The following is a 16,872-nucleotide window of genomic DNA, read 5'->3' on the forward strand; positions in this document are numbered from 1 at the left end:
CTGCCCCCAGTATCTGCCCCAGGGTCAGTGAATCAGTCCCTCGGCCGAATGGGAATCCCCAATCGATTCATGTCGGTGGGCAAACGCTCTAAGTTATAGTCGCTTAAGGGCTCATAGAGGTATCTTCGTTTTCCATACGGGTCCTTCCCGAGGCGGATAAGGTCGAGCCGGTGGAAGCCCACGGCGTTTATCATGTCACCTTTTACCCAGACACCCTCGCTGCGCCAGGGATCGGGAAGACGTGGACGGATATCAATCTGGCAATGATATTGTCGCACGGGATCCGGCGGCGTCGTACTGAGGGCCACAATCGTGCACAAGCCAGGGCGTCCCTTCATTTTGGGACTTATTACGACGACTGGCCGCCGCCCCACCATCTCCGGCGCGACAAAGCCGCTTTGGAAATTACAGGTGACGACCGTTCCAATCGTAGGATGTTCGCGAATTGCCATTATTGTATTTCGCACTTCTTGTGGTCGATGCCGGTCTTTCGGTAGCAGTCAGACAGGGTCAACCAGCACATCCCAATCGTCAACGGCTCTTTGAAAACGGATCGCACAAGTCGCAATGGCCGGCGAAAAGCAAATGGTCCCCATGGATGGATTTCAGGTCGTGAGACCCCCACTGGAGCACATAAAGCAATGCCGACGCGCCCGCCCGCAGGGGGCTTGACGCCCGATCCCCTTGGCCGTATGACCGCGCGACGAGATTCAGGGGCGCCCCTGCCGCGGCGCCCGTTTTGCGTTTGCGGGGCCGCCTGCCCCTGATGCCAGAGACGAGGATGAAACGATGTCGCGCCGCTGCGAACTGACCGGAAAGGGGCCGATGGTTGGCAACAACGTCAGCCACGCCAACAACAAGACCAAGCGCCGCTTCCTGCCGAACCTGAACGACGTCTCGCTGATGTCGGAAACGCTGGGCCGGCCGGTGAAGCTGCGGATTTCCGCCTCCGCCCTGCGCACGGTGGACCACCGCGGCGGGATCGACGCCTTCCTGGCGAAAGCCAAGGACGACGCGCTGTCGCCCAACGCGCTGAAGATCAAGAAAGAGATCGCGAAGGCCCAGGCCTCCGCCTGATCCCCTTTCGCCGAGTCGATTTTGGCGGCCCTGTCCCCGGCGGACAGGGCCGCTTCGTTTTGCCGCTTTCCCGTCGCGCGCGTGCCTGCCTATATCGCGGACATGACCCGGACGCGGCCCTTCCTGGCGACCCTGCTGTCCCTCGTCCTGCTGGCGACCAGCGGGGCGATGGCCGTGGCGCGCGGACAGGCGATGGCCGCCGGGCAGATCGTGCTGTGCACCGGCACCGGCCCGCTGGCCGTGGCCGTCGACGCGCGGGGCGAGCCGATCGGCCCGCTGCATGTCTGCCCGGATTGCGCGCTGACGCTGCTGGCGGCGGTGGATGCGCCGGCGCCGGACGTGACCTTCGCCTCGCGCCCCGTCCCGGTCCGGTTCGAGCAGACCGCCCCGCGCACGGGCGCCACGCCGTTCCTGGAGGTCCGGGCCCGCGCGCCGCCTCTCGTGTGACGTTTCCCTTTCGCGTTTCACGATACAGACAGAGCCGAGGAGCCTGAACGATGCCTGTCAGACCGACCCTTTTCGCGGGGCTTGCCGCCCTTGCCACCACCCTGCCGGCGATGGCCGAGATCACCGTCGAGGACGCCTATGCCCGCTCCGCCTCGCCCATGGCGAAGACCGGCGCGGCCTTCATGATCCTGCGCAACGACGGCGAGGCCGACGACCGTCTGGTCTCGGCCCGCACGGGGGCGGCGGCCGTGACCGAGCTGCACACCCATATCGACATGGGCGACGGCGTGATGAAGATGACCGAGGTGGAAGAGGGCTTTGCCGTCCCCGCCGGCGGCACCCACGTCCTGCAGCGCGGCGGCGACCACGTGATGATGATGGGGCTCAAGGCGCCCTTCGTCGACGGCGAGAGCGTGACCGTCACGCTGGTCTTCGAGGAGGCGGGCGAGATGGTCGTGGAGATCCCCATCGACCTGACCCGGAAGCCCGGCGACATGCCGATGGACGGCGGCAGCTGACCCTGGCCCCGGGCGCCGTGTGTCACGCGGCGCCCGGACGCTCACAGCGCGTGAACGCTTTGTCCCGTGCAAATTCAGCCACCTGGAGAGTGTCCAAGCTCGGACACCCCCAGCATCTCCTCCACCCAGGCCGGCACCACCCGCGTCGCCGGCCCCTCGCGCTGCTCGTCGAAGGCCCGCGCGTTGGCCGACGCCTCCAGGTTCAGCTCCAGCGTCCGCGCCCCCGCCTCGCCGGCCAGCTGGACGAAGCCCGCGGCCGGATAGACCTCGCCCGACGTCCCGACGGAAACGAAGAGATCGCAGGCCGTCAGCGCCTCGAATATCTCGTCCATGAGGTAGGGCACCTCCCCGAACCACACCACGTCCGGCCGCGTCGCCGGCTGCCGGCAGGCGGGGCAGGGATCCTGCGGCGCCATCTCCTCGCCCGCATCCCAGCGATGCCCGCAGGCCCCGCAGAGCGCCCGCGCCAGCGCGCCATGCATGTGCCAGACCGCCCGGCTGCCCGCCCGTTCGTGCAGGTCGTCGATGTTCTGGGTGACCACCAGCACCTCGCCCGGCCATTCTCGCTCCAGCCGCGCCAGGGCGGCATGGGCCGCGTTCGGCGCCGACTCGCGGCAGTTCTTCCGGCGCGCGTTGTAGAAGTCGTGGACCAGCGCCGGATCCCGCGCGAAGCCCTCGGGCGTGGCCACGTCGTTCAGGTCGAACCGGGTCCACAGCCCGCCCACGTCGCGGAACGTGCCGAGCCCGCTTTCCGCCGACACGCCGGCGCCGGTCAGGATGACGATGTTGCGCATGAAGCCCCCTTGGCCGTTTGCCAGAGTGATTCCAGACCGGGCCGCGCAAGGCAACGCCGGCGCTTGACGCCGGCGCGCATTCGGCCTTTCCTGCGCGCCATGGTTCGAAGCGTCCTGTTCGTCTGTCTTGGAAACATCTGCCGCTCGCCCATGGCCGAGGGCGCCCTGACCGCGCTAGCCGGGGCGGAGGGGCTGGACCTGACCGTCGACAGCGCCGCCACCGGCGACTGGCACACCGGCGAGCCGCCTTATCCCCCCGCCGTCGCCGCCGCGGCGGTGCGCGGCTATGACATCGCGGGCCAGCGGGCGCGCCCCGTCACGGCGGCGGATTTCGACCGCTTCGACCTGGTGCTGGCGATGGACGGGGCGAATTACGACAATCTGCAACGCCTGCGGCCGAGAGAGGCGCGGGCGGAGCTGAAGCGCTTCATGGACTACGCGCCCGAGACGGGCCGCGACGCGGTGCCCGACCCGTACTATACCCGCGATTTCGAGGAGGCGCTGGACCTGATCGAGGCCGGCGCAAAAGGCCTGCTCGCGGCGATCAGAAGCTGACCGCCGGGTTTCGATGCGAGCCGAACGGGCCCGTCCCTAGCCGCAGTGCTTGCCGGCTGTCGCGCCGAACGTCTTGTACTTTCTCCAGAAGACCTCGTGCGCGGCGTTGTCCGATTGACGGATCTCCTGCGCCATGTGCGGATCCTTGAAGAAGCGTGCAGCCATCCTCTGATCGCTCGCGCTCAGCGTGCGATCCGCAACGGCCTGGATGCAGCCACAGAGGGCCGGGTTTGCCGCCGCGTTGCTGGAAGTGAGACAGGCCCGCTCGATCGTGCCTGCAAGTGCCGTGTTGGAACACAGGACGGCAAACGCCGCCGTCACGACAACCTTTTTCATCGCCTCGCCCTCGTCCCCGTGCTTGCGCGTGGTTGATTGCTTATGACCGAGACTCTTGCCAGATTCGCCCCCGGATACAAACCGCGTTTCCCCTCCGGAATTGTTCATCGGCAGTTTGACGCCGATCCGCGCGTAACCCGTTGACGTGTCGGCAAAATGCTACACACGGTTTGGTTGTGCCGCCTCAGGCGGGCACGGTCTGCGCGATCCGGACAAGGTGATTGTCCCAGGCCACGGCATGGTCGGCGGTCCACGCGCCGCCCTCAACGCCTTCCGTGCCGCCGCCGACGCGCCCCGTCCCGCTGGTGTAGACGAAGCCGGAGGCGCCGGCATTCACGCCACAGACGTCGCGGCTTTCGATCTGGTGCAGCCAGCGGCCGTCTTCGGCGTCGAAGACCTGGATCAGCCCGCCGCGCGGCGAGGTGATGGCGATGCGCGCGCCGTCGGCGGAAAACGCGATACTGCCGGCATAGCCCTGCATCCGGCGGTGGGCGTCCGCCTCGGCGACGGCAAGCACCGGGTCGTCCCCGCGGCGGTGCAGCGCGGCCAGCGGCGGGCTGTCACGGGTGTCGCCCTGCCACTGCATGGCGAAAGCGACGCGCCCGTCGTCGCGCACCGACAGGTGGCGGATCGAGTTCCTGTGCATGTCGTGCGGCAGTTCCACCCGGTCCAGCTCAGTGCCGTCCAGCGTCACATAGCTCAGGTTCGGCTGCATGAACGGGATGTTCAGCTTGGCGCGCCCCGAGGCGGGGTGCGTCTCGATCCCGCCATTGGCCACGGCGAAGATGTCGGTGCCGGGCAGGCGGCGGATCTCGTGCGGGCCGGTGCCGCCCGAGGCGATCTCGCCCAGCCGGGCATAGCCGTGCGCCGCGTCCCACAGGCCGATCACGCCGCGCGCGGTCTCGAAGTCGTTCTCGGGGGTCAGAAGCACGGTGCCGTCGGCTGAAAACGCGCCGTGGCCGTAGAAATGGCGGCCCTCGGGCGCCTCTAGCCGCGCGCGGGTCTCGCCGGTGGCGCAGTCCAGCACGATGGCGAAGGTGCCGGGGCGGCGGGCGAAGGCCACCGCCTCGGGGCGTTGCGGGTGGGCGGCGGCGGCGTGGCCGCGGCCGGGCAGGGGGAGGTGGAAGATCGCCGCCCCGCGCGCGGTCAGGCCGTAGAGGTGATAGCTGCCGTCCGGCTGCCGCGCGGCGGCGAGGTAGGCCGGGTCGCCCGCATCGGCCCAGCCGAGCGCCGGGGCGAGACCGGTGGAGAGAAGTCCGGCGAGAAAGCCGCGCCGCGTGGCCATGGTCAGTCTCCGTCCATCGCGTTGAACCCTGCCGCCACGCCCAGTTCGGGGCCAAGCTCGGCACCCAGGAGCGTGCGGATGCGGTCGATGTTCTGTTGCAGGATCTCGACCTCCAGCCGCCCCTGCGGCTCGTCGACCCCGGCGAAGACGGGATCGTGCGACAGCGCCGCGACCTGCTCCAGCGCGCGGGCATAGGCGTCTTCGAGGATGCCGGTCACGTAAGGACTATCGGCGGCCAGCAGCAGGGCAAGCTCGCGGGTGCCCTCCAGCGACAGGCGCACGTTGCGCAGCGCGCGGCCCGAGCGGCGGGCTTCGGCGCGGCGGGGGCGGGGGCGCTCGAAGGTGCCGAGCGGGCGGCCCAGCCGGGTGTCGGAGGTGAATTGCAGCTCCGAGACCACGGCGCCCAGCAGCACCTGCGCCGCCTCGTCGCGGCTGCGGTAGGTGTCGTTGTCGCCGGCGTTGCGCAGGAGGTCGGCAAAGCCGGTCTCCCACCCGTCGAGGATGGCGCGGGCGTTGGCCTCGATGTCGCGGGCCGCGCCCTGCACCAGCGCGCAGCGATAGGCCTCGGGCTCGGCCGTCATGAAGGCCTCGTCGTAGAGCAGGAATTCCATCGCGTAGAAGCCGCGCGCGGCGACGGACAGCTCGTCGAACCCCGCCTGCGTCTCGATCACCGGATCCTCGGCCGAGATCAGCCCGCCCAGCTGGCGCGGGGTGAAGCCGCGGGCGTCGGGCCAGAAGGCGAGCGCGTAGGCGCGGTCACCCTCTTCGGCGGGCCCGAAGCGCAGGTGGCTGATCCGGACCCAGGCGTCGAAGGCGTCGTTCCAGGCGGCGCGCAGCGCGGGGCTGTCGGCGGCGCAATCCTGCTCTGCGGTCGCGGCCAGGTCGTGGGCCTCGTCCACCAGGGCGGTGTAGCCGGGCAGGATGTGGTCGTCGACGATCTGCCCGATGTCATAGGCCGCGGCCGTCCCCGGCCAGAGAAGCAGCGCGCAAGCGGCAAGCGGTCGCAACATCTAGAGGCTCTCCAGGAAGGTGATCAGGGCGGCGCGGTCCTCGGGCGGCATCCGGGCGACGGCGTCGCGCTGGGCCTGCGCCTCGCCGCCGTGCCACAGGATCGCCTCCAGGAGCGACCGCGCCCGGCCGTCGTGCAGGAAATAGGTGTGGCCGGAGACGCGCTCGGTCATCCCGATGCCCCAGAGCGGCGGGGTGCGCCATTCATAGCCGTCGGCGCGGGCCTCGGGGCGGTGGTCGGCCAGCCCATCGCCCATGTCGTGCAGCAGCATGTCGGAATAGGGCCAGATCAGCTGAAAGCTCTGGGCGCTGTCGTCCTCCAGCCGGTGGGTGACGAAGGACGGCGTGTGGCAGGAGATACAGCCGGTCTCGTGGAACACCCGCTTGCCGTGCAGCACCTCGGGGTCGTCCACGTCGCGGCGGGCGGGGACGGCCAGGTTGCGGGAGTAGAAGGTGACCAGGTCCAGCCCCTGCTGGTCGATCTCGTAGGTGCGGTCGTCGCCGTCGCCGTGAGTCGCGGCGAGGCAGTCGGCCTGCAGGTCGGTGCATTCGCCGGACCCGGCGGTGTGCAGCGGGTTGGAGATGCCGATGTCGCCGACGAAGGCGGCGGCGGTCTGTTCCTCCACGGTGGGGTTGCCGGCCTTCCAGCCGAAGCGGCCGAGCATCGGGATCCCGTAGCGGTGCGACATGACGATGTTCGGCCGGCCCGAGATGCCGTCGCCGTCGGCGTCCTCGGGATCGGCGTTCGCGAGGATGTCGGCCGCCGGGATCGCCTCCAATAGCCCCATGCCGATCATCTGCGGCGCGACGCGGGGCGACAGCATCGCGTCGGGATGCAGCGGGCCATAGCCGAGATCGGCGGCGGTGTAGCTCGGCTCGCGCAGATGCGCGATCTCGCCGCCGGACAGCGCCACCTCGGTCTCTTCGTAGTCGATCCGCAGCGTGTATTCCGGCGGGATGCCGGGCAGGCCGAAATCCTGCAGCTGGGTGCCGTAATTCGGGTCGGGCGCGGTGGCGAGGTAATCCTCGATCTCGGCCACCGCCTCCTCCGCCCCGCCGGGAATCGAGATGCGCAGGAACATCGAGACGGCGCTGTCGTCGGGGCCCTCGGGCGGGTGGCCGCGGCCGTCCTTCAGGTGGCAGCGCTGGCAGGAGCGGGCGTTGTAGATCGGCCCCAGCCCGTCGGACGCCTGGGTCGAGGCGGGGGCGGAGACCCAGAGCTTGCGGAACAGCCCGTTGCCCACCTTGAACTCCAATTCGCCGTCGAAGCCGATATTGGCCGAGGGCTGCGAGAAGGCGTCGGCATTGTTGCGCGGGCGGACGGTGGCGGCGCCGGCCGACCGCTCCTCGTATTTCTGCGGGGCGTCGAAGCTCTCGGCCGGCGCGGTGACGGCCGCGATCCGGGCGGCCTCTTCTGCGGTGCGCGGGACGATGGGAAGATGCGGCTCGTCCAGCGGGCCGGGGATCGCCGGGGCGGCGGTCACGATGGCGAGGGCCGAAAGCACGGTGGCCGGAACGCTGCTTCGCATGGGCTGCGACTCCCTGACGAGTTGAACCTGCGCCTCTTATCTTATAAATCTACTCAGGATTAAAGGGTGACATCCCGTAACGCTCTGATTCACAGGTGCGACACATGGCCATGACCGCCGCGGTCCATCCGCTCGACACCCAGGCTCCGGCATTCCGGCAAACGATGAACGCCGCCGACCGCAGCCTTCTGGAACACCTGCGCGTGACGGCGCTGGACTGCCGCGCCGCCGCGCGCGCCGACCTGTTCGAGGCCTGCGCGATGCTGGCGGTGGAGAAACCGAAGGCGCGCGAGGCGCATGCCAAGACGCTGATCCGCACGCTGTCGCAGATCCTCGGCAAGGCGCCGCGGTTTCACCGCCCCGGCGTGGCGGAGCTGAGCTTCGACGAGGACTGGCTCGTCGCGCTGTCCCGCGCCGTGCGGCGCGAGGATCACGACAGCATCGCCTTCCTTCTGCGCTCGCGCGTGCCGCAGCATGCCAGGCGCAGCCTGCTGTTCCTGATGGCCATGGTATCCGAGAACTTCCGTCAGGTTTAGAATGATTCCAAAAAGGGCTTGAACGCCCTGCGCAAAGGTCTAGAACGGGCCGCAGCCAGGGGCGCCCGCGGGCGTCCCAAGCCACCCCCCCCCGTACGCGAGACCAGGAGTGGACCCATGACCCAGACAGCCGTTGACCTGAGCACCGACGCTCAAGCCGAGATTTGCGAAGCGCTGAACCAGTGCGTGGCGGAGACCGCCGTGACCACGATGCTGGCGCAGAACTTCCACTGGAACGTGACGGGCATGGCCTTTGCCCCGCTGCACGAACTGTTCCAGCAGATCTACGAGGATCACTTCGCCGCCCAGGACGACCTGGCCGAGCGGGTCAAGGCGCTGAAGGGCCACGCCAACGGCGTGCTGGCCGAGATGGTCAAGGCCTCGAAGGTCGACGAGTATCCCGACAGCAAGGGCGCCTCGGCGCAGGACATGATCAAGGCGATGCTCGCCGCGCAGGAGACGCTGACCCAGACCATCGGCGGGGCGGGCGAGCTGGCCGCCAAGCACGGCGACACCCTGACCGAAGACCTGTGCATCGAGCGGGGCCGCACGCACGAGAAATTCGCCTGGTTCCTGCGGGCGCATCTGGACGGCTGATCGGGCCATTCGCGCCTTCGCCCGGGCCGTCCACCGGCCTGGGCCAATGAAGATCACAGCGGCAGGCTCATCTTCACGCCCTTCTTCCTGAGCTTCTTCATATAGGCCGGCGCCCAATGCGTATACCGGCCCATGTCGTTCTGCTGATGCACCAGCATCTCGACGAACGCCTCCTGGTGCTCGGGCTTTTTCAGCGACTTGAACATCTTCTTCTGCGTCTTGGTCATCGAGCAGCCGATGCAATGGCCTTCGCGGCGGAACTTGCACACGTCCACGCAGGGGCTGGGGATCTTGCGTTTCTTGCCCATCGTCCTCGTCCCATCATGAGAAAACGGGCGGCCCCCGGGGGACCGCCCGCCACAGCTAATGCCGCGGTCTTCTATTGAAAGACGGCGTCGGGGTTGTCGAGGCTGTCGGAGCCCTCGAACTCGATCTGGTCGAGCCCCAGATCCGCCACGATCCGCTCGATGGTCCGGGTCTGGTCGATCAGCGCGTTGACCCCGCCCATCACCAGCTTCTCGCCTGCGACATTGCCGCGCGCGAGCATCTGGTCATAGGCCATGCCGGCCTCGGCCACGTATTTGATCTGGCCCAGCTCGCGCATCGTCTTCGCCAGCTTGTCCCGCATCTCGGCGTCCAGCTCGGGGTTGGAGGCGGCGACGAGGTCGCTCAGCGCGGCGCCCTCGACGACGGTGCCGTCGATCCGGGTGTATTCGCCGAGATAGACGTTCTGGATGCCCAGCCCGTCGTAGAAGTGGCTGTTATGGGTGTTGTCCGAGAAGCAGTCATGCTCTTCCTCGGGGTCGTTCAGCATCAGGCCCAGGCGCATGCGCTCGCCCGCCTGCTCGCCGTAGGACAGGCTGCCCATGCCGGTCAGCATCGCGACGATGCCGGCATCGGTGTTGCCCATCAGCGCGGCGCGCGCGGCGCCGCCGTCCTCCCATTGCGCCGCCATCCATTCCAGGTCGCTGACCAGCAGGTCGGTCGCCGCCTTCAGATAGTCGGCGCGCCGGTCGCAGTTGCCGCCGGTGCAGGCTTCGCCGCTGGCATAATCGGTCCAGGGCCGCTCGCCGGCGCCGGCCTCCAGCCCGTTCAGGTCCTGACCCCACAGCAGGAATTCGACGGCGTGATAGCCTGTGGCGACATTGGCCTCGATCCCGTCGGCCTCGTGCAGCGTGTCGGACAGCAGCTCGGGGGTGATCTCGGTCGCGTCGATCTCCTCGCCCGAGAACGTGAAGGTCGGGTTCGCGATGACGTTCAGCGCGGCGAATTCGTTCGCGTCGGTCGGCCCGGCATAGGTGGCGTCGACATAGTCGATCAGTCCCTCGTCCAGCGGCCAGGCGTTCACCTTGCCCTCCCAGTCGTCGACGATCGGGTTGCCGAAGCGATAGACCTCGGTCTGCTGATAGGGCACCCGGGCGGCGACCCAGGCGTCCTTGGCGGCCTGCAGCGCCCCGGCCGAGGGATCGGCGATCAGCGCGTCGACGGCGGCCTGCAGCGTTCTCGCCGTGGTCAGGCTGTCGGCGTATTTCGCGGCCGCGATATCGGCATAGGTCGTCAGCACGGCCTCCTGGGTGACGTCGGCGGCGAACCCCGCATGGGCCAGGCCGAGGGTCAGCGCCGTCGCGCCGGCGGCGGATCTGAGAAGTCGCATGGTCATCCTTTTCAGTGGATCGTTTCGGGTGTCTTCGGGTCGGTCATGGCGTCGGACGGCAAAGCCGCCAGCGCCATGCGCTTGAGGGCCAGGCCGAACCCTTCGGCCAGGCCCACGACGGCCGGGGCCATGTCGGCCCGGATCATCGTCATCGCCAGCATCAGCGCGTCCTCGCGGTCGCCCTCGGCCGCGGCACCGACGAGCGTGGCGAAACAGCACTCGTCCCCGCCCAGGCAGCGGCAGGTGACGCCGTGGCGCATCAGCGGGCGGCGGCCGTGGCGGGCGCAGAGGGCACAGAGCTCCGACAGGCCCCGCACCGCGGCGCGCCCGGCCTCCGGCCCCAGATGCACGCGAAAGTCGCTTTCCACCTGCGCGCGCTCGCCGGCGCCCTCGCACCACAGCCGGAAATACAGCACCGCTGCCGCGCTCACAGCGTCCAGTTCCGTGATATAGCCGACGGGCGTCCCGCCCCGGCGGCCAGTATGCGTGTCGCCGGCCGTCATTTCGTCAGGATCAGCTTGCCGGCGCGGGTGATCCGCAGGGTATAGACCTGATCGCCCAGCACGATCTTGGCCTCGCGCCCGCCGCCCGTCAGCGCCTCGGCCTGGTGCACCGGCATGTCCGCGCTGGCGCGGGTGGCGTGGAAGGTCTCGGAGGTGTCGAATGGCAGGGTCACGGCCGCACCTCCGCCCTGCGGTCGAGATTGTCCAGAATCCATTCCACGCCCAGCGACCGGCAAAGCCCGCCCTCGGCCAGGATCGCCCGGAGTTCGGCCGTCACGGCCTCCGGCATGTCGCAACGGGAAAGGGATAGCGTGGTCCTGATCTGCATGGTCGGCTCCATCTCTGGTCCCGGGCTTCCCCGCCTTGCAGATCGGGGTGGCTGGATCGTTAATACCTTCCAATAGGTGACCGATAAGGTCAGAATTGTCAATCCGACATTTTTGGTCGGATTTTGCGCGCCGCCAACCTGCACAGGCTCTGTGCGTTGCGCGGCGCCACGGTCGCGCTAAGCTGCCCGCCACCGAAAACGGAGCGCGCCATGTCCCAGCCCCTGCCCACCTATTTCATCTCGCACGGCGGCGGCCCCTGGCCGTGGGTGCCGCAGATGCGCGAGACCTTCGCCAACCTGGAGGCGTCGCTGAAACGGATGGTGGCCGAGCTGGGCACCCGGCCGCGCGCGGTGCTGATGATCTCCGGCCACTGGGAAACCGACGGGTTCGCGGTGATGGGCAGCGCCCGGCCGCCGATGGTCTACGACTATTACAACTTCCCCGAACACACCTACCGCGTGAGCTATCCCGCGCCCGGCGCGCCGGAACTGGCCGAGCGGACCGCGGCGCTGATCGCGGCGGCGGGGCTGCCGGCGACGGTCGACGCGGCGCGCGGCTACGACCACGGGGTCTTCGTGCCGATGGCGATCATGTATCCGGAGGCGGACGTGCCGCTCTACCAGGTGTCGCTGCAGCATGGCTACGACCCGGCGACGCATGTCGCGCTGGGCCGCGCGCTGGCGCCGCTGCGCGACGAGGGCGTGCTGATCGTCGGCTCCGGCCTCAGCTTTCACAACCTCGCGCTGTTCGGCCCCGGCGCGAAAGAGCCGTCGGAGGCGTTCGACGCCTGGCTGACCGACACGCTCGCCCAGCCGCCCGCCGCGCGCACCGCGGCGCTGCTCGACTGGGAGCAGGCCCCCTATGCCCGCGTCTGCCACAAGCAGGAGGACCACTTCGCCCCCCTCTTCGCGGCCCTGGGCGCGGCCGAAGACGCGCCGGCGCAAAGGATCTATCACGACACGGATTTGATGGGCGGGGTCACGGCCTCCAGCTATCGCTTCGGCTGACCCTTCTTCTCGTTGAAAACACGCCGGGGGGTCTGGGGGGCTGGCCCCCCAGCGGATCGGCCCGCGCCAGCGGGTCGACCCCAGAGCCTGTCGCGTTCAATCGTATTCGCCTGCCGCTCCGACCGCATTCGCTTTCGCGAACGCTGCCTCGGGGCGTCAGGTGAATGCGTGACTCGAATGAAGCGCGACACGCTTCATATGCCCCGCCCGCGGCACCCGGTTGAACGCCCGCCGCCGGAACGCCACCGCATGCACTGGCAACAGCCGTTCACGTCGAGCCTACGGCCATCTCAAGAGCACCCTCGAAGCTCTCGCCAATGGGCATCCCGCCAGCCGGATCGATGATCTCTCGCGGTGGAATGCACCGGCACAGTCAAGCTGACCGGGCCACGGGGTTTATGCATCGCCTACGGCTCAGTCGGCCTCGCAACCGGTGTAAATGAAAGCGTCTATTCGCGTGTCACGCACGATTGTGCGCCCGAGCGTCACTTCGACCACGACGGTCAACTTGTGCGCCTTGCAGGAGTAAATCCCTCTTGCCCGGAGGGCGCCCTGGAGGGCGATACGGGGGAAGGGGCCAGCTATGGCAGCCTGCAGTCGCGCGGATGGGACGAGTGCTTTCCCACCGTGGCGCCCTCGACTGGCGAGGGCTTCGGCTGGAAGCCGGCACTGCGCGATCACGGCGTGCTGTGGGGGCGGCCCTGGGAGTGCTGGCACGAGAGCGACAGCGTCGTCGCCGTCTTCCGCGACGAGGCTTTCCGCTTCGAGCGCACGCTGACGCTTGCCGGCAACACGGTCACCGCCGCCTACGGGCTGCGCAACACCGGGACGACAGCGTTCGGCTATCTCTACAGCCAGCACATGCTGCTCAACCTCGAGGTCGGCGAGACCATCGACGTGGCCGGCATAGGCCCGATCCTTCAGGGGGGCAGGCTCTACCAGGGGCGCGATGTCCGCTGGCAGGAGCTGCAGCACCTCAACCCGGTGCGCGGGGTCGATGCCGGTATCGTCGAAAAGCTCTACGCCATGCTCACCGGGCCGGCCCGCTGCACTGTGACCGGTCAGGCGGATGCGCTGGAACTGGCCTGGACGTCGCAGGACATGCCGGCGGTCGGCCTCTGGTTCGCCTATGGCGGTTGGCCGTCAGGCGAAGCCGGCCACCAGGTGGCCATAGAACCCACGAGCGCGCCGGTCGACGCGCTTGCGGACGGCGGCGCGGCATGGCTGGAGCCAGGCCGCGGCCGCCGCTGGTCGATAACGGCAACACTCAAGACCCCGGATGAAGGGGCGGAAAGGCAATCACGATGAATACCGGTTCCGACAAGATCAAGTTCTCGGTCGATCAGGGGGTGGCGACGCTCACCATCGCGCGCCCGGACAAGCTCAACGCCATCACCGCCGCCATGGCCGCCGACATTGTCGCGGCATGCCGGGAGGTCGATCGCAATGACGAGATCAGGGCCCTGATCGTTGCGGGTGAGGGGGACCGCGCCTTCTCGGCGGGGAGCGACATCAACATGCTCGACGATCTCGGCACGCCCTGGGAGGGGCGCAATCGCGCCCTCTACGACAGGGATTACATCGATCCCCTGCTGAACCTGCGCAAGCCGGCGATCGCCGCGATCGATGGCTATTGCCTGGGCGGCGGCCTCGAGGTGGCCATGACCTGCGACATTCGCGTTGCGACCGAACGCTCGCAGTTCGGCGCCCCGGAAATCCGGCGCGGCTGGCACGCCGGCTCGGGCAACACCTCGATCCTGCCGCGGCTGATCGGCTACGGCAACGCCGCCCGCTGGATCCTGACCGGCGACAGCTTTCCGGCCGAGGAGGCCTACAGGGTCGGTTTCGTCCAGGAACTCGTCGCCGTCGACGAGCTCATGCCCCGGGCCCAGGCGCTTGCCGAGCGGCTCGCCAAGAACCCACCGATCGCCCTGCAGTCGGCCAAGAACATCATTCGCCAGTCCCAGGGCACGGCCGTCAGCGTCGGCCTGGCATGGGAGAACGACGGTTACACCTTCTGCATGGCCACCGAGGACGCACGCGAAGGCATGCAGGCTTTCGCCGAAAAACGCGAACCGAACTTCAAGGGACGCTGAGACGCGAAATGACATCCAATGGACCCCTTTCCGGAATCCGTGTGCTCGATCTCACCATCGCCATGGCCGGGCCCCTATGCAGCCAGAGGCTGGGCGAGATGGGCGCGGAGGTCGTCAAGATCGAGGCGCCCGGCGGCGGCGACTTCTCCAGGCATTCGCCCATGGCCGGGGTGAGCCGCTTCGGCGATGCGACCTGTTTCGTCACGCTCAACCGGAATAAGCGCTCGCTCGTGCTCGACCTCAAATCGGAAGCGGGCAAGGACGTGCTTTATCGCCTTGTCGAGTCCGCGGACGTGTTCGTCCAGAACTTCCGGCCAAGGGTCGCCGCCAAGCTTGGCATCGACTATGCAACGCTGAACGCGATCAACGACAAGCTCGTCTACGCCTCGATCTCCGGCTACGGGGACGAAGGCCCGATGCGCGACCGGCCGGGGCAGGATCTGCTGGTCCAGTCCTATTCCGGGCTGACCTTCAACGGGGGCCAGGCGAGTGGCCTGCCGCATCCCTCGCCGCTCTACATGGTCGACACCTCCGCCTCCCACATGGCGTGCGAGGGCATCCTCGCTGCGCTCGTGGCACGCAGCCGCACCGGCAAGGGGCAGGAGGTCAAGACTTCGCTGCTCTCGGCCATCATGGAGATGCAGATCCAGGAGGTGACGTCCTATCTTGCAGCCGATGCGCCGCCGCGCCGGGGCGCAAGCCCGCAAGTGTCGATCTGGATGGAGCCGCCCTACGGGGTCTATAGCTGCGAAACCGGCAACCTAGCCATCGCCCAGGCCGATCTCGAGGTGCTGAGCGACGTGCTGGAATTGCCCCAGCTCGCCCGGCTCAAGGTCGAGCGTCCCCCGCAAAAGGATGCCGACGCGGTAACTGCCTGGCGCGACAGGATCTGTGCGCTGGTGGCTGGGATTCTGGCCACCAAGCCGGCGGAGTACTGGGACGAGCTGCTTCACGAACACGGTGTGTGGTGTGGTGTGGTGCAGGACTACGCGACCTTCCTAGAGAACGGACAAGCCGATCCCTATCTCGTGAGCATGGAGCATGCCGTGGGCGGCACCTACAAGACCGTGGCGCCCGGCATCCGCTTCTCGGACGACCCGCAGCCCGAAATGCGCGGCGCACCGATCTATGGTGCCGATAGTACCGCGATCCTGTCCGAGTCGGGGTTCGGCGAGGCCGAGATCGGAACGCTTTTGCAATCCGGCGCGGTCGTGGAGAATTCGGACCAATGAAGATAACCAGCCTCGAGACATTCCTGGTGCCGCCCCGCTGGCTGTTCCTCAAGATCGAAACCGACGCGGGGATCAGCGGTTGGGGCGAGCCCGTGCTTGAAGGACGGGCCGAAACGCTCGCCGCCCTGATCGGGGAGCTGTCGGATTTCCTTGTCGGCCAGGATCCGCGTCATATCAACGATATCTGGCAGATGCTCTACCGCAATGGCGGCTATCGCGGCGGGCCGGTTTTGATGAGCGCCATATCGGGGATCGATCATGCGCTGTGGGACATTCTGGGACAGGTGCACGGCGTGCCGGCATATGCGCTCCTCGGCGGTGCCGTGCGCTCGCGGGTGAGGGCCTATACCTGGGTCGGCGGCGATCGGCCGAGCGATCTCGTCACGCATGCAAAACGCGCGATGGCGTCGGGCTTTTCGGCCGTGAAGCTGAACGTGTGCAGCGAGCTGGCGATCGTCGAAAGCCATCGCGCGATCGACGAGATCGTCGCGCGGCTTGGCGAACTGCGGTCGGCTGTTGGGAACGAGCTCGACCTCGCCTTCGACTTTCACGGGCGCGTGCATGCGCCAATGGCCCGGATCCTGCTCAAGGAGCTCGAGCCGTTACGGCCGCTGTTCGTTGAGGATCCGGTGGCCGCGGACCACGTCGAAGCGCTTGCCGAACTCTCGCAGTCAACGTCGATCCCGCTCGCAGTGGGCGAACGCATGCACACGCGCGGCGAGTTTCGGGCACTTCTGGAAAGCCGTGGCGCCCAGATCATCAATCCCGACCCCTCGCATATGGGCGGGATCACCGAAACCATCCGTCTGGGCGCCTTTGCCGAAAGCTACGATGTCGCGCTGGCGCCACATTGCCCCCTGGGTCCGATCGCGCTCGCGGGATGCCTGCAGATCGACGCGGTGTGCCACAACGCCTTCATCCAGGAACAAAGCCTTGGCATGCACTACAATCAGGAAAGCGATCTGCTCGACTGCGTGACCGAGGATACGCGGCTCATCTGTGAGAACGGAAACATAGAAATCCCCACAAGGCCCGGACTTGGTATAACCATCGATGAGGACCAGGTGCGCAAGCTTGCCGAGACAGGGCATCGCTGGCATGCACCTGTGTGGCGACACGTCGACGGGTCGATTGCCGAATGGTAGCCGGGCGGACCGAGGAAATCGAGGCAGCCCGGCGGTTTCCCGGAATACATGCCGTGCTGTTTGCGCTCTTTGACCAAGGCGAACACCTCGACCGAGGCGCCATGCGTGCGCAAGTGGAATACTGCATTGAATGTAAGCGGCCGCCCATCACCCTTGGCGCTGCGGGTTGACTATTCAGCGAAGCTCCAAGGCATGAGTTCGTCGATGTCGCTCTGCATATGCTG

The 16,872-nt window shown here is 67.8% G+C and carries 22 protein-coding genes; 11 read left to right on the forward strand and 11 right to left on the reverse strand.

All coding sequences use genetic code 11. From position 1 onward, the window contains the following. Positions 1-32: 32 nt before the first annotated feature. On the reverse strand, positions 33-452 hold the full coding sequence (locus P1J78_RS21535) for a type II toxin-antitoxin system PemK/MazF family toxin (RefSeq protein ID WP_275569448.1): 420 nt from the start codon (positions 450-452) through the stop codon (positions 33-35). Between the two features lie 337 nt (positions 453-789). Between P1J78_RS21535 and rpmB the strand changes: the two genes are divergently transcribed. The 3 genes from rpmB to P1J78_RS21550 all read left to right on the forward strand — a co-directional run bounded on the left by rpmB (position 790) and on the right by P1J78_RS21550 (position 2,042). Next, positions 790-1,077 carry a 50S ribosomal protein L28 gene (gene rpmB, locus P1J78_RS21540; protein ID WP_275569449.1) on the forward strand — a complete coding sequence of 96 codons (288 nt, stop codon included), beginning with the start codon at positions 790-792 and terminating at the stop codon, positions 1,075-1,077. A gap of 102 nt (positions 1,078-1,179) precedes the next feature. Next, positions 1,180-1,524, forward strand: coding sequence for a hypothetical protein (locus tag P1J78_RS21545; RefSeq protein ID WP_275569450.1), 345 nt, complete (start codon positions 1,180-1,182; stop codon positions 1,522-1,524). 50 nt (positions 1,525-1,574) lie between these two features. After that, positions 1,575-2,042 carry a copper chaperone PCu(A)C gene (locus P1J78_RS21550; protein ID WP_275569451.1) on the forward strand — a complete coding sequence of 156 codons (468 nt, stop codon included), beginning with the start codon at positions 1,575-1,577 and terminating at the stop codon, positions 2,040-2,042. Between the two features lie 74 nt (positions 2,043-2,116). On the opposite strand, the gene P1J78_RS21555 is transcribed toward P1J78_RS21550, so the two are convergent. Further along, positions 2,117-2,836, reverse strand: a complete 720-nt coding sequence (locus P1J78_RS21555; RefSeq protein WP_275569452.1) for an NAD-dependent deacylase — start codon at positions 2,834-2,836, stop codon at positions 2,117-2,119. A gap of 99 nt (positions 2,837-2,935) precedes the next feature. On the opposite strand from P1J78_RS21555, the gene P1J78_RS21560 reads away from it, so the two are divergent. Beyond that, positions 2,936-3,391: a low molecular weight protein-tyrosine-phosphatase gene (locus tag P1J78_RS21560; protein WP_275569453.1), complete on the forward strand. Its 456-nt coding sequence runs from the start codon at positions 2,936-2,938 to the stop codon at positions 3,389-3,391. 36 nt (positions 3,392-3,427) lie between these two features. On the opposite strand, the gene P1J78_RS21565 is transcribed toward P1J78_RS21560, so the two are convergent. The 4 genes from P1J78_RS21565 to P1J78_RS21580 all read right to left on the reverse strand — a co-directional run bounded on the left by P1J78_RS21565 (position 3,428) and on the right by P1J78_RS21580 (position 7,549). Further along, on the reverse strand, positions 3,428-3,727 hold the full coding sequence (locus P1J78_RS21565; protein WP_275569454.1) for a hypothetical protein: 300 nt from the start codon (positions 3,725-3,727) through the stop codon (positions 3,428-3,430). Between the two features lie 184 nt (positions 3,728-3,911). Further along, the gene (locus P1J78_RS21570) at positions 3,912-5,012 is read right to left on the reverse strand and encodes a DUF1513 domain-containing protein (protein ID WP_275569455.1); all 1,101 of its coding nucleotides are present in this window, start codon (positions 5,010-5,012) and stop codon (positions 3,912-3,914) included. Positions 5,013-5,014: 2 nt separating this feature from the next. Continuing rightward, a complete protein-coding gene (locus P1J78_RS21575) occupies positions 5,015-6,022 on the reverse strand; it encodes an imelysin family protein (protein WP_275569456.1) in 1,008 nt (335 codons plus the stop codon). After that, positions 6,023-7,549 (reverse strand): di-heme oxidoreductase family protein, encoded by a 1,527-nt coding sequence (locus P1J78_RS21580; RefSeq protein ID WP_275569457.1) that lies wholly within the window; start codon positions 7,547-7,549, stop codon positions 6,023-6,025. It lies immediately after the preceding gene. A gap of 104 nt (positions 7,550-7,653) precedes the next feature. Between P1J78_RS21580 and P1J78_RS21585 the strand changes: the two genes are divergently transcribed. Together P1J78_RS21585 and P1J78_RS21590 are read left to right on the forward strand one after the other, a co-directional pair. Then, complete coding sequence (locus P1J78_RS21585; RefSeq protein WP_275569458.1) at positions 7,654-8,085, forward strand: hypothetical protein; 432 nt, start codon at positions 7,654-7,656, stop codon at positions 8,083-8,085. 117 nt (positions 8,086-8,202) lie between these two features. Next, complete coding sequence (locus P1J78_RS21590; protein ID WP_275569459.1) at positions 8,203-8,682, forward strand: Dps family protein; 480 nt, start codon at positions 8,203-8,205, stop codon at positions 8,680-8,682. Positions 8,683-8,735: 53 nt separating this feature from the next. Here the strand turns inward: P1J78_RS21590 and P1J78_RS21595 are convergent, their stop codons facing one another. The 5 genes from P1J78_RS21595 to P1J78_RS21615 form a co-directional block, all read right to left on the reverse strand. Continuing rightward, complete coding sequence (locus P1J78_RS21595; protein WP_275569460.1) at positions 8,736-8,990, reverse strand: DUF1289 domain-containing protein; 255 nt, start codon at positions 8,988-8,990, stop codon at positions 8,736-8,738. Positions 8,991-9,061: 71 nt separating this feature from the next. Then, complete coding sequence (locus P1J78_RS21600) at positions 9,062-10,342, reverse strand: imelysin family protein (RefSeq protein ID WP_275569461.1); 1,281 nt, start codon at positions 10,340-10,342, stop codon at positions 9,062-9,064. A gap of 5 nt (positions 10,343-10,347) precedes the next feature. After that, complete coding sequence (locus tag P1J78_RS21605; protein ID WP_275569462.1) at positions 10,348-10,839, reverse strand: hypothetical protein; 492 nt, start codon at positions 10,837-10,839, stop codon at positions 10,348-10,350. Beyond that, positions 10,836-10,955, reverse strand: a complete 120-nt coding sequence (hemP, locus tag P1J78_RS21610; RefSeq protein ID WP_275569469.1) for a hemin uptake protein HemP — start codon at positions 10,953-10,955, stop codon at positions 10,836-10,838. The genes P1J78_RS21605 and hemP overlap by 4 nt, the downstream gene beginning before the upstream one ends. Before the next feature lie 53 nt (positions 10,956-11,008). Beyond that, positions 11,009-11,167, reverse strand: a complete 159-nt coding sequence (locus P1J78_RS21615; RefSeq protein WP_275569463.1) for a hypothetical protein — start codon at positions 11,165-11,167, stop codon at positions 11,009-11,011. Between the two features lie 210 nt (positions 11,168-11,377). Between P1J78_RS21615 and P1J78_RS21620 the strand changes: the two genes are divergently transcribed. From P1J78_RS21620 to dgoD, 5 genes are all read left to right on the forward strand, one after another. After that, positions 11,378-12,175 carry a DODA-type extradiol aromatic ring-opening family dioxygenase gene (locus P1J78_RS21620; RefSeq protein ID WP_275569464.1) on the forward strand — a complete coding sequence of 266 codons (798 nt, stop codon included), beginning with the start codon at positions 11,378-11,380 and terminating at the stop codon, positions 12,173-12,175. A gap of 627 nt (positions 12,176-12,802) precedes the next feature. Then, the gene (locus P1J78_RS21625; RefSeq protein ID WP_275569465.1) at positions 12,803-13,483 is read left to right on the forward strand and encodes an aldose epimerase family protein; all 681 of its coding nucleotides are present in this window, start codon (positions 12,803-12,805) and stop codon (positions 13,481-13,483) included. Continuing rightward, a complete protein-coding gene (locus tag P1J78_RS21630; RefSeq protein ID WP_275569466.1) occupies positions 13,480-14,271 on the forward strand; it encodes an enoyl-CoA hydratase/isomerase family protein in 792 nt (263 codons plus the stop codon). Before P1J78_RS21625 ends, P1J78_RS21630 begins: the two co-directional genes overlap by 4 nt. An 8-nt stretch (positions 14,272-14,279) precedes the next feature. Further along, entirely contained in the window at positions 14,280-15,503 is a 1,224-nt protein-coding gene (locus tag P1J78_RS21635; RefSeq protein WP_275569467.1) for a CaiB/BaiF CoA transferase family protein, read from the forward strand. Next, positions 15,500-16,648: a galactonate dehydratase gene (gene dgoD / locus P1J78_RS21640; protein ID WP_275569468.1), complete on the forward strand. Its 1,149-nt coding sequence runs from the start codon at positions 15,500-15,502 to the stop codon at positions 16,646-16,648. The genes P1J78_RS21635 and dgoD overlap by 4 nt, the downstream gene beginning before the upstream one ends. Positions 16,649-16,872: the final 224 nt, after the last annotated feature.

Origin of the sequence: Psychromarinibacter sediminicola, assembly GCF_029168335.1 — a bacterium.
GTDB lineage: Bacteria > Pseudomonadota > Alphaproteobacteria > Rhodobacterales > Rhodobacteraceae > Psychromarinibacter > Psychromarinibacter sediminicola.

Coding starts and splice junctions, on each gene's coding strand:
- dgoD (WP_275569468.1), top strand. CDS start 15,500: ATGAAGATAACCAGCCTCGAGACATTCCTGGTGCCGCCCCGCTGGCTG.
- hemP (WP_275569469.1), bottom strand. CDS start 10,955: ATGCCGGTGCACCAGGCCGAGGCGCTGACGGGCGGCGGGCGCGAGGCC.
- P1J78_RS21550 (WP_275569451.1), top strand. CDS start 1,575: ATGCCTGTCAGACCGACCCTTTTCGCGGGGCTTGCCGCCCTTGCCACC.
- P1J78_RS21605 (WP_275569462.1), bottom strand. CDS start 10,839: ATGACGGCCGGCGACACGCATACTGGCCGCCGGGGCGGGACGCCCGTC.
- P1J78_RS21545 (WP_275569450.1), top strand. CDS start 1,180: ATGACCCGGACGCGGCCCTTCCTGGCGACCCTGCTGTCCCTCGTCCTG.
- P1J78_RS21600 (WP_275569461.1), bottom strand. CDS start 10,342: ATGACCATGCGACTTCTCAGATCCGCCGCCGGCGCGACGGCGCTGACC.
- P1J78_RS21560 (WP_275569453.1), top strand. CDS start 2,936: ATGGTTCGAAGCGTCCTGTTCGTCTGTCTTGGAAACATCTGCCGCTCG.
- P1J78_RS21585 (WP_275569458.1), top strand. CDS start 7,654: ATGGCCATGACCGCCGCGGTCCATCCGCTCGACACCCAGGCTCCGGCA.
- P1J78_RS21580 (WP_275569457.1), bottom strand. CDS start 7,549: ATGCGAAGCAGCGTTCCGGCCACCGTGCTTTCGGCCCTCGCCATCGTG.
- P1J78_RS21590 (WP_275569459.1), top strand. CDS start 8,203: ATGACCCAGACAGCCGTTGACCTGAGCACCGACGCTCAAGCCGAGATT.
- P1J78_RS21630 (WP_275569466.1), top strand. CDS start 13,480: ATGAATACCGGTTCCGACAAGATCAAGTTCTCGGTCGATCAGGGGGTG.
- P1J78_RS21575 (WP_275569456.1), bottom strand. CDS start 6,022: ATGTTGCGACCGCTTGCCGCTTGCGCGCTGCTTCTCTGGCCGGGGACG.
- P1J78_RS21555 (WP_275569452.1), bottom strand. CDS start 2,836: ATGCGCAACATCGTCATCCTGACCGGCGCCGGCGTGTCGGCGGAAAGC.
- P1J78_RS21565 (WP_275569454.1), bottom strand. CDS start 3,727: ATGAAAAAGGTTGTCGTGACGGCGGCGTTTGCCGTCCTGTGTTCCAAC.
- P1J78_RS21570 (WP_275569455.1), bottom strand. CDS start 5,012: ATGGCCACGCGGCGCGGCTTTCTCGCCGGACTTCTCTCCACCGGTCTC.
- rpmB (WP_275569449.1), top strand. CDS start 790: ATGTCGCGCCGCTGCGAACTGACCGGAAAGGGGCCGATGGTTGGCAAC.
- P1J78_RS21620 (WP_275569464.1), top strand. CDS start 11,378: ATGTCCCAGCCCCTGCCCACCTATTTCATCTCGCACGGCGGCGGCCCC.
- P1J78_RS21615 (WP_275569463.1), bottom strand. CDS start 11,167: ATGCAGATCAGGACCACGCTATCCCTTTCCCGTTGCGACATGCCGGAG.
- P1J78_RS21535 (WP_275569448.1), bottom strand. CDS start 452: ATGGCAATTCGCGAACATCCTACGATTGGAACGGTCGTCACCTGTAAT.
- P1J78_RS21635 (WP_275569467.1), top strand. CDS start 14,280: ATGACATCCAATGGACCCCTTTCCGGAATCCGTGTGCTCGATCTCACC.
- P1J78_RS21595 (WP_275569460.1), bottom strand. CDS start 8,990: ATGGGCAAGAAACGCAAGATCCCCAGCCCCTGCGTGGACGTGTGCAAG.